Origin of the sequence: uncultured Campylobacter sp. (assembly GCF_938039205.1) — a bacterium.
Taxonomy (GTDB): domain Bacteria; phylum Campylobacterota; class Campylobacteria; order Campylobacterales; family Campylobacteraceae; genus Campylobacter_A.
The window spans coordinates 1-10,325 of record NZ_CALHVM010000032.1 but is presented as its reverse complement, the minus strand read 5'-3'; the positions used below and the strand labels follow the sequence as shown (position 1 = coordinate 10,325).

12 protein-coding genes are annotated in these 10,325 nt (G+C 39.7%); 5 read left to right on the top strand and 7 right to left on the bottom strand.

The genetic code is table 11. The features are described 5' to 3' along the window. The first annotated feature begins 156 nt into the window (after positions 1-156). From Q0394_RS04870 to Q0394_RS04855, 4 genes are all read left to right on the top strand, one after another. Entirely contained in the window at positions 157-423 is a 267-nt protein-coding gene (locus tag Q0394_RS04870; RefSeq protein WP_298945758.1) for a hypothetical protein, read from the top strand. A 34-nt stretch (positions 424-457) separates the two neighbouring features. Continuing rightward, positions 458-1,219, top strand: a complete 762-nt coding sequence (locus tag Q0394_RS04865) for a hypothetical protein (RefSeq protein ID WP_298793025.1) — start codon at positions 458-460, stop codon at positions 1,217-1,219. Next, complete coding sequence (locus tag Q0394_RS04860) at positions 1,203-2,129, top strand: hypothetical protein (RefSeq protein ID WP_298945757.1); 927 nt, start codon at positions 1,203-1,205, stop codon at positions 2,127-2,129. Before Q0394_RS04865 ends, Q0394_RS04860 begins: the two co-directional genes overlap by 17 nt. Positions 2,130-2,403: 274 nt before the next feature. Further along, positions 2,404-3,570 carry an MFS transporter gene (locus Q0394_RS04855; RefSeq protein ID WP_298945756.1) on the top strand — a complete coding sequence of 389 codons (1,167 nt, stop codon included), beginning with the start codon at positions 2,404-2,406 and terminating at the stop codon, positions 3,568-3,570. Between the two features lie 274 nt (positions 3,571-3,844). On the opposite strand, the gene Q0394_RS04850 is transcribed toward Q0394_RS04855, so the two are convergent. Both Q0394_RS04850 and Q0394_RS04845 read right to left on the bottom strand, forming a co-directional pair. After that, complete coding sequence (locus Q0394_RS04850; RefSeq protein ID WP_298945755.1) at positions 3,845-4,606, bottom strand: hypothetical protein; 762 nt, start codon at positions 4,604-4,606, stop codon at positions 3,845-3,847. 8 nt (positions 4,607-4,614) lie between these two features. Beyond that, positions 4,615-6,570: a TonB-dependent receptor gene (locus Q0394_RS04845; protein ID WP_298945754.1), complete on the bottom strand. Its 1,956-nt coding sequence runs from the start codon at positions 6,568-6,570 to the stop codon at positions 4,615-4,617. Positions 6,571-6,683: 113 nt separating this feature from the next. Here Q0394_RS04845 and Q0394_RS04840 point away from each other — a divergent pair, with 113 nt between their 5' ends. Next, entirely contained in the window at positions 6,684-7,595 is a 912-nt protein-coding gene (locus Q0394_RS04840) for an AraC family transcriptional regulator (protein WP_298945753.1), read from the top strand. 592 nt (positions 7,596-8,187) lie between these two features. Here Q0394_RS04840 and Q0394_RS04835 read toward each other — a convergent pair. Genes Q0394_RS04835 through Q0394_RS04820 form a run of 5 tightly spaced genes read right to left on the bottom strand, consistent with a single transcriptional unit; the run spans position 8,188 to position 10,064 of the window. Next, a complete protein-coding gene (locus Q0394_RS04835) occupies positions 8,188-8,625 on the bottom strand; it encodes a PIN domain-containing protein (protein ID WP_298945752.1) in 438 nt (145 codons plus the stop codon). Then, on the bottom strand, positions 8,622-8,855 hold the full coding sequence (locus tag Q0394_RS04830) for a hypothetical protein (RefSeq protein ID WP_298945751.1): 234 nt from the start codon (positions 8,853-8,855) through the stop codon (positions 8,622-8,624). The genes Q0394_RS04835 and Q0394_RS04830 overlap by 4 nt, the downstream gene beginning before the upstream one ends. 48 nt (positions 8,856-8,903) lie before the next feature. Continuing rightward, on the bottom strand, positions 8,904-9,509 hold the full coding sequence (locus Q0394_RS04825) for a site-specific integrase (RefSeq protein ID WP_298945750.1): 606 nt from the start codon (positions 9,507-9,509) through the stop codon (positions 8,904-8,906). After that, complete coding sequence (locus Q0394_RS11950) at positions 9,487-9,636, bottom strand: hypothetical protein (RefSeq protein WP_366115685.1); 150 nt, start codon at positions 9,634-9,636, stop codon at positions 9,487-9,489. Before Q0394_RS11950 ends, Q0394_RS04825 begins: the two co-directional genes overlap by 23 nt. Positions 9,637-9,659: 23 nt before the next feature. Further along, the gene (locus Q0394_RS04820) at positions 9,660-10,064 is read right to left on the bottom strand and encodes a hypothetical protein (protein ID WP_298945749.1); all 405 of its coding nucleotides are present in this window, start codon (positions 10,062-10,064) and stop codon (positions 9,660-9,662) included. Between the last annotated feature and the right edge of the window lie 261 nt (positions 10,065-10,325).

Below are 10,325 nucleotides of genomic sequence, written 5' to 3'. Positions count from 1 at the left end.
TAATTTTTTACTCTCAATTACTCTAAAATACCCCAAGGAACCATAGGGTATTAAAAATTTTTCAAAAAATATCCAAAAACCGCTTAAAACGATAAAAGTAAATGAAAAGTACATATAATTAGTTATGTAAGAACTTAGCAGAAGGAGAAAAATAATATGCTTAATGAATTATATAACGACCTAGAGTACAAAACGCTTCTTGAACACATATCTAGCCAATATAAAGGAAATGTGGTTTTAGACAGAAAGCAAACCGCAGCGGTTCTTGGTATTGGTATATCCACTCTTGATCTTCGTATATCGCAGGGCAGGGATATTCCACGTTATATCAAAATGGGAGATGCAAAGAATTCTCGCATAGCGTTTGCGATAACGGATATTGCAGTTTATATTTTTCAAAAAAGGGTTAAAACATGCTCTTAATTTCTATAGTAGATAATAAAGAAAAGGATCAAAAATGAGTAATGCCCTTCAAATAGGCGGACACAACCTAGTGCTTTGTGTAAGAAGCGAATTCTTGACGCTCAAAAAGGCTATTATAAGGTATGAGCACAATGTTAGAGAGGCTAAGCATGCCTCTAAGATCGGATATCTTAGAGGCAACAGCCGCAATAATAGATACCTAGTGCTTAGCGAATATAACGATAACGGCAATATGCGAGAGATGCCTAGTGGTGATAGGGAATTTAACGACAGAAAGTATATAAAAGCACTCTTGAAAAAATACCACGAAAAAATGAAAGCCGACTACGAAGCCCAATCAAAAACATATAAAAACGGTAGAGTAGTAAAGAATCATTGGCGAGAAAACATGGTAGGATTTTCAGAGATAGTTATTAGCTTTGGTACTCAAAGGTCAAAAGAACCCAAAGAAGGTTTAAACCAAACCGAGACAAATTTTATCAACGCTCAGGTTTCGCTTGATAGAGTTAGAAGATTCGCAAACGATTATTGCGCTAAATACGGCGTAAAGTGTCTGCTAATCGCTGAACATAACGACGAAAAGACCAAACATTATCAGCTTATTTTTACGAATTACCAATTTGAAAACCATAAAAACATTAGATTTAATGGTAAAGGAGTAACGAAAGACTTTGGCAGAAGTATGCAAGAAATGGGCGGTATGGCATTTGACGGCATCGCCCTAAGAGGCGAAATAGGTAGCAAGGCAAGACATAAAAATCTAAAGCAAATGCACAAAGATGAAAAAAGAGTTTAACGACAAGCAAGATCTAAAAAAGAAAATAAAGCGACTCATAGTTGAGAAAGCAAATAAGTATATAAAAAAGGAAAAACAATATTTTAGAATAGAAGCCCAGGACGATAAAGTCTTCGTAGAATACCTTACGAATTTGGTTTTAGAGCAAATGCAAAACAGTATAAGCATAATTACGGATAGCGAATTAAAGCAAAAAGTAGAGGAACTAACCAGGCAACTTTTAAACAAAGGTGAAGTGATAGCAAAAAATAATAAACTAGAGCAATCTAACGAAGAGCTAATCCAAGAGAATAAAAAGCTAAAAGAGATTAACGCGAACCTAAACAATCAAGACAATATTATAAAAGATAGAAATTTGCAAATAAGCAATCTCTCAGCCGAGCTAATTCAAAAAGAAGATGAAAACAATAAGCTAAAAAGCAGATTAGAAAATATTGAAGCTGACGTAGCGCAAATAGACGGACTGAAACAAAAAGCCGATCAAAGCGATGCCCTGCAAAGCAAGCTTAAAAAAGCTAATGCAGATCTAGAAAGCAAAGAAAAAACAAATCAGTCTTTGAAACAAAGAAACGAAAAGCTGGAGGCGTCGCTAAGTAGCGAGAATGCCTTAAAGGAAGACGATGATAGCAAGCGACTACAAATCGTTAAACTACAAACTTCTATAAATAGCAAAGATCGAAGAATATCCGAGCTGGAAGGAGAAGTAAAAGTTAAAGACGAAATGATAGAAAATTTACAGGATAAGTTAACTGTATTAGAAAACTTTAAAACGAAGGTTATTAGTTTTATCTCAAAAATAAGCAATTTAATACCGAATTTTAGTAAGCTACTAGATGACGAACCAAGTGAAATAAAGGATGAAATAAAAAGCAAAATAGCCGGTAAAGACGGTATGGGGATAGGCTTTTAGTTGGATTGGTTTTTGATTTCGAATATAAAGTTACCAAAATTTTTAGTCAGCATACTTAATAAGCTCCTTTTTTGCCAACATATGCCAAGCTATATAATGTGCGAGCTGGTTACACCAAATCTGAGCGTATGCCTAGATTTTTTGTACTTTGGTGATACGGCCGATTTTTGTCAAAAGTTCTTAAAATATAAAAATTTATCCCTCAAACGTCAAAATATTCTTGATAACGTCTATCCATTTAAATATAATCTAACTAAAAAATTAAAGGATAAATTTGCTTTACAGGTCGCTAACTGTGCTTAGCCTTTGCATCGCGCAGTTTATTTGCATCGGATTTTTCGGCGAGGGGCTCGTTAGCATCCTGCGTCAAGACGGTTTTAGTTTAGAGCGCGTCGGCGCGCTTAGAGGGCTTGGACTTTTCGCGGTTTTGGCTTTTTTGTGGTCGCCGTTTATCGACGCTATAGCGCTAAAAATAGGCGGTTACAAAAAGATTATCCTAGCCTTTCAGTGCCTTACTTTGGCGATTTTATATGCGGTTTCGCTTCTAAATCCGCGCGACGATTTACCCGCCGTAATCGCTTTAGCGGTGCTTTTGGCCTTTATCTCGGCCACCTGGACGATGACGTCTAACGCATTTTTTATTAAAATTTCAAACAGCTCGAATTTAAGCTTCACAAACGCCCTCAAGCTTAGCGGCGGATTGATAGGGCACGTATCGGGTAACGGCCTAACGCTCGTAATCTACGCAAAATTCGGCTGGAGCGAGGCGAATTTATTCTTGACGTCTTTGATAGCGGTTTCCTTGCTTAGCCTTGCTTTCTTTAAAGAGCCTGAGCGCATAAACGTCGGCGAGGGGCTGGATTTTAGGGCGATGTTTGGCTTTTTTAAGGGCAAAAAGGCTTGGCTTAGCGTGCTTTTCGTACAATCTATCGGTATCTGCGCGGCGTTTGGACTGCTTAGCCCGATGCTCGTAGATATCGGCTGGAAGCTGGAAGATATCGGCGAGGTCTTGCACATATATGGCACGATATTTGGCTTCGCGGGTGCGCTCGCGGCGGGCTTTGCGGTAAAAAAGCTAGGCGCTAAAAGAGCCTTTTTATACGCCGTAGCGATGCAGACGCTAGGCATCCTGGCCATCTGGTTACCTATCGGCGGCTGGACGGACCGCACGTCGGTACTTTTTGCTTCGAGCGCGGCGTATGCGGTATATATGGCGCAAGCGACTATAATCTCCACGATGATGATGCATCGTGCCTCGGGACGGCGACCCGCTAGCGAATACGCCGTGCAGAGCAGCCTAAATATGACATTTCAGATATTTTCGTTTTATCTCGGAACGCTTTTGGCGGGGGCATTGGGTTACGGAGCGGTCGTGCTGGGCGCGGCGGCGTTTTGCGTTTTGAGCCTAGTTTATTTTATAAAGATTTATAAATTTATCTAGCGGATTACGATTTTGCGCGATTTAAGTCGCCGTCCAGTACAAAAAACGGCGTAAATTTTATTTCGTAGAGTTTTGCAAAATCGGCAATGCGGATTAAACGTACGCAATTTAACCCGAACGCAAGGCCGAATTTAAGTCTCTGGCGCAAAAAAAAGGCGGTAAATTTATCCCGAATCAAGCAAACCTACCCGCAACAGAAAAACCGCAAAACGAGCTTAAATTTACGCTTAAAACGGCGCAAATTTGGCTCGTAAAATTTACTCAAAAGCTAAATTTACAACCGCTCTTTGATGATCTTTAAAAAATCCAAAAGCGCCTTCGCGCTATGATGAGGCGTATCCTGGGCGGCGATTAGTTCGCAGTTCGGTAGCATCCTCGACACTTGCGAAGCGACGGCAAAAGGCACTTCCTCGTCGACTCTGGAGTGATACATAAGCACGCTTTGCGAGACGTCTTTTAGCTCAAATCCCCACGGCCTAGCTTGGAGCCAGAGGTCAAAGCCGATGCCGTTAAGCTGCGCTTTTATCGCTTCTTTTAGCGCACCCTTAGCCTGCGAGCCGTATTTTTCCCATGCCGTTTGCGCCGTATTTTCAGGCGTATTGTGCGATGCAAAATCATAAATTTCCTTTATGTGCGTATAGTCGGCATAGTCGGCCAAAAGCTCGGGAGGGGCGTTAAATCCGCTTAGTATAAACACCTTTTTCGCCTCTTTGCAAGCTACAGCCGTAGCGTAGGCGTAAGCCGCGCCCACCGACTCGCCCAGCACGCTAAATTCGCCCAAATTTAACGCCGAGAAAAACTCTTTTAGGCGCAGGGCGAATTTTAAAAAACTATCGTCAGCGCTAAAAAGTGAGCTGTTAAAGTGCCCGCTTCTATATATCAAAATAAGCCTTATTTGATTTTTATCGCAGAAATTTATCAAGGTATTTTGCGGAAAAATCATCAGCGGATGATGATAAACCAAAACATCTTTAAAATCGCCACCAAAGTCGTCGTAGCTTAGATTTTCGCCGCTTTTAAATTTAAAATTTTTCATCTTTTTCCTTAAAATTTATATTCAAATTTTACGCCGATCTCACGAGGGTCGGACAGGTAGTGCATCGTGGCGTATTTTACGTCGTGATCTTTGTCGAAAAGATTATTAGCGTAAATATAAACGTTGATATTTTTGTGATTAAAGCCTACTTTTGCATCGACGGTCGCGTAGCCCGCGTTTTCTACGACATTGGCCTTATCGGTATAAAATTTGCTCTGTCCTCGCAAAAATGCCGCCGCGTAAAATCCGCTTGGAGCCTCATACGAAAGCCCTGTGCCATAAGTTAGCCTTGGCGCGTAATATACGTATTTACCGCTATAATCGCCCTGTGCGTCTTTATAGTCTTTAAAGACGCTTTTTGCGTAGCCCAAATTTGCGCTAAGTTTTAATCCGTCTGCCAAAAGCACGGCGCCGTCTAGTTCAAAGCCTTGGGAGCGTGCCTTGCTGGCGTTCTCTGCCACCGTGATATTAGGCGCTACGATGACGCTTACTACTTGCTTGTTTTTGATATTGGCGCGAAAAACGGCGGCGCCTAGCTCAACCCGCTCCCAAGCCCCTTTTACGCCGACTTCATAGCTAGTCATCGTTTCTTTATCGTACCATTTTTTAGACGTAGGCGACGCAGCCCAAAAGCCGCCCGGTTTATAGCCCTTCGATACGCTCGCATACGCCGTAACTTCGTCGTTTATAGCGTATTTTAGTCCGATCTTGGGTGATAGCGCGCTATACGAATCGCTTAAATTTTCGCCGTTCATACGATTTTGAAATTTGACCCTATCTTTGTCGAATCTAGCTCCCAAAATAACCGAAAAATCAAGCGGCAGATAAATTTCATTATGCGTAAAAACGCCGTAGTTTTTACTTCTGGTTTTGTTATTTTGTAGCGAGCGAATACCGCCGAACATTACGCTATTTACGCTACTTTGCACATCTCTTTGCGTAGAGCCCGCCGCAGCGCCTAGGACGAATTTGCCATACGCGTTATCGGCGCTAAATCTAAACTCCTGCGTAAAATCCTTTCTGTCCTCCTTGTAATACACGTCCAACAAGGACGCGGGGCGATGATCGCCGTCGTAGCTGCTGTCGTTTTTATAATCCCTGAAAGTCGTAAGCGAAGTGAGTGCATAGTCGCCCGATTTATATTCTACCTTTAGCGACGCTTCGTAGTTTTTGGCGTTTTCCTCGCCCTCCATGCCGTTGGCGTAGCGCGTTCTATTGGCTGCGCTAGGCAAATTAGACCTTTGCGCGCCGTTGGCTATCCTATAATAGTTTTGAATAAGATCTACCGTAAGCTCGTCCGTAGGTAAAAATCTAAAGTAAATTTTGCCATAAAGAGCGTCTTTGTAGTCGTCGCTTTTGTTTAAATTTTCGTTATACATAAAGCCGTTTTTCTTTTCGCTAAAACCGGTAAAACTAGCCAGAAATTTATCCTTTACTATCGCTCCGCCTGCGTTAAAACTAATACCACGCAGACTATCCTCGCCAAGCTTTAGCCCGATTTTTGCTTGCGGTTCGTTGGTAGGAGCTTTGGAAACCGCATTTATCACGCCTGCGTAGGCGTTTTTGCCGTAAAGCGCGCTTTGAGGCCCTTTTAGGATCTCGATACGCTCGATGTCCTCCAAAAATACGTAGTTGCCGTAAGTGCCAAGATAACTCACGCCGTCCAGATAAAGCCCGACGTTTGGGCTATCAAATGCGTAATCGCTCGTAACGCCACGCATGATAAAAAGCGAAATACCTCCGCCTTGCAAAAACGATAAATTTGACGATGCGCTTCTAAGCCCGTTTAGATCCTTTGCTTCTCTAAGCCGCAAATCTTTTTCGTCCAGCACGCTCACCGCAGCCGCCACCTCGCTAGCGTTTTCATCGATCTTTTGAGCCGATACGCTGACCTCATCCAGCCTCACAGCGGGAGCTGCTATCGCTAGCGCCGCAACCGCGCTTAAAAGGAAAATTTTTCTCACTTTAGACTCCTTTTATAATTTCTTTACTTTAAGGATAGTATAATATTTTTGAAATTTATTATCAACCCGAAATTTACAAATGACGGATTTATTTTTATATTTAAAGGAAAAATTTGCGCACGGTATCCGCAGACGTTTTTATGGATAAATTTAATAGCAGCGAAGACGGAGTTTTGACTGGTCTTGGCGTCAAAATCCGCGCCAAAAATATCGCGCTAAGCGATGAAATAGCCTTCGGCGCGATAAAAATGGACGTCAAAGACGACACCAAAATAGTCGGCGATTTTCACGCTTTGCGGGGTTGCTTTATAAATTTCACCCTACAAGGAGGCATCAGCCTAAGCTTGGCGAATGGCAAAATCGAATACAAAAGCGGATTATCCACGATCAGCTCAGTCGATCTACCAAGCTTGGATCAAGAGATTTACGGCGGCGCGCATGCAGGAATAAATTTATTCCTAGAAAACTCGTTTATGAGTGCAAATTTCGGCGATCTTATCGAGCTTGGCACAAACAAACTCGTCTCGCAAAACGACACCTGCGCCGTAAATAAAATTTTATTAAACCAAATTTTGTCGCTAAACGCCGATGAACCGCTTGAAAGACTGCTTTTGGAAAGTAAAATTTTAGAGCTTATTTATAACGAATTCAGCCGCCTAAAATGCCCAAATAAGCATGTTATACTAGACGAAGCGGACAAAAGCGCACTACAAAAAGCCAGGCAAATTTTGAGCTTAGATATCAAAAATCCGCCGTCCATAAAAGAACTCTCAAAACAGGTACGGCTGAACGAATTTAAGCTTAAAGTCGGCTTTAAAAGTTTGTTTGGGCAAACTCCTTATGAATTTTTGCGCGAAGAGCGAATGAAGCGAGCGCTGGCGATGCTGCAAGGCTCGGAGCTAAATATCGCCGAAATTTCGGCTGCGACGGGCTTTAAAAATCAAAGCCACTTCAGCAAGCTTTTTTGCGATTATTACGGCACGGCACCCAAAAATTTGATGAAAAATAGAAAATATTATTATTGATTTTGTAAGGTTGTCTAAAAATTTGCCGTAGACGGCTCTCAAAAGCCTGTTAAGATAATATTTCTAGTGGGACTATAACAAATTTGATATGACCACATATAAAATAAAATATGCTCAAATTAGCAGTAGTGCTTACCAAGGCGTATATTGTAGGCCCATGCTTGCGAATCGGAAGCATTTATAAGCTTTTAACAAATGATCGTTAAAGCTTCCGAAGAAAAACTTAGACGTTTTATTGACAAAAAATCATTTTTTGATTGATAAAGTTTCGTCTAAGTTTTTATACTTTTCTTTTGCTCGGTCAAAGAAAAATATCGGCCGTCTGCCAAGACCTTACAGCAAACTCTTTTGAGTTTGCTAAGTAAGTATTAACATATTGTCTTATGTGGGGGTTGTTTATTCTTGATGTTTTAATAAATGATATCAAGTTCTAAGACTGTACGATGGAATTAGAAACTATTATTTTTTATTAAGTTAAAGTAAATTTTGGTTTATAGGGAAATTTACTTTTGTTTTTTTATTTGGTATTTTAGTACAAATTTAAAAAATAAGATATTATTGTTTTCTGTTTGGCTCAAAGAATATTAAGTTTCTATGATTTTGCTAGATAAAACGGTTTTTTGGAACTATCGTAAAGAGGGATATCTAGCTTTGGAAAGGTTGATTTATCGTTTGTATAGATTCTTTCGCATTCGTTTTCTAGGGCGCAAAAATATTGCAATATATCTTCAAAATCCGATTTTTTAGAAAAATTGCTATTTTCAAGATATTTTTTACAAGCCAAGTCTATCATATCTTTGCTAAAAGCAACTATCCTAAAATGACTATCGGAGTTAATAGTTTGAAAAAATTCTACAGCTTCTTTTTTATTTATGCAATTATATATGACGTTGGTCATAATGTCCTGGCTAAGAATCATTAAAATATTCGTCTCGTAAAGACCTAGTATTAGCTCGACCGTTTCTTTATGATCCGCTCTTTGAGAATCTAGATAGGATATAATTATATTGGTGTCTAAAAAGACTTTCACGACCTAAGAGCCTTGTTTTTTCTCATGTCCTCTACGGTCATATCTTTAAAAGCTCCGCTTTGAGAGCCTGCAAAACTCATAAGTTTTTTTAGTCCTTTATCGGCTTGTAAGATTTTCTCATCGGTATTTGCCTGGGAAAGAGAGGCCACTTTTCGAGAGATTAGCTTTGCCATGTCTATAAGGTCTATTCTATTGCTTGGAATTTCGAGATGAAAAACTTGCGTAGCCATTTTTATCCTTTTTGCTTTTTATCATTATAGCATAATATGTATAAAAGCCTACTCATACAGCATCTCCACCATCTCTCGTCCGCTATCTGGCATTAGTTTCGCGTATCTTAGAGTATGATTGATATCGGAGTGATTCATTAGCTTTTTTATCGTTAGTATCGGAGTGCCTTTTATAGCAAGATGCGAAGCGAACGTATGCCTAAGGGTATGAACAACTACTCTATTGGTTGCGTCGCTTATATCTAAATTTTGATTAAAAAGCTTATTTAATAACGGCTGCAAGACGTTTTGGATAGTGGCTTTTGGTTTATTTACCAAAAAGTCGTTCGGGGATAGGGCAGTATAAATTTGATTGATCATCTCCAAGGCCCTTTTGCTTAAAAATCCCGTATACGTGCTCCTTGTTTTAAAATCGCTTATAGTAACTGATTTGGTAGATAGTGCTAAATCCTTTTTCTTGATGTTTAAAATTCCCTCCAGCCTAGCTCCCGTGGATAAAGCCAGCTCTACAAATAGTTCTAACGCAAAGTCTTCTTTACTTGCTACTTCTTTGCGTAAAAGTTCTATCTCGATAAGCTCTAAAAATCTCTCCCACTTGTTATTTGGCTTTTTTAGTTCTATCTTGTACGGGCTAAATATGATTAATAAGATCATTTTTTATAGCGTGGTTAAAAATCGTCCTAACTATACCCATGATGGCGTTGATTCTAGATTGCGACAGCTTTTGTTTGGTTTTTGGCGAGATTATTTGAGAAATGTCTTTATGATGCTCATTTATCATCTCGGGCGTGATCTGAGTCGTAGTTAGACCCCCCCTAACTTATCTTTATGGTAAATTTCATAATCTCGCCTTTGCTCTTTTATATTGACGGCGTTGTCTGGTTCTTTTTCTAGTTTATAGCTGAAAAAGGCGTCTGCGATCTCATCAAATTTAAGCGAGTTTTTGTTGTTCTTGGCGGTTATTTTCTTGGTTATGCTATCTGGCAATTCGCCATTTCTTTGCTTTGTGTCGAATTCTTTCTTTTTGTTATACGCGTAGGTTATATTTACGCCTTCGGATTTCGATCCGATTTTAACGTTTACCTTTTTACCCTTAAGCGTAACTCTCATATAAAATACCACGTCGCCGTTAGCTAGATTATTAAAGAAAATTCCGGGGTATTTATTTACCCCGAACGACGAGTTATAATTTTTAAGTTTTCCTGCCATAATACCCCCTAAATTTGTTCCTTATTTGTTCCCGAAATTTGTAAAAATGCATGATATTCTAGTGTAACTTAGAATATGCTTAAGCTATCAAATAGCGTATTATAGGGATTTTTAGGGTATTTTAGAGTGTTTAAGAATTATATATTTTTGAATCCAGCATCCGGAGCCATCTATACTAAAAAACATTTAAAACCCCGATTTTACCAATATTTCAAGAACTTTAAGTTTTCTTAGTTTTATAAAATTTGTTCCCTATTTGTT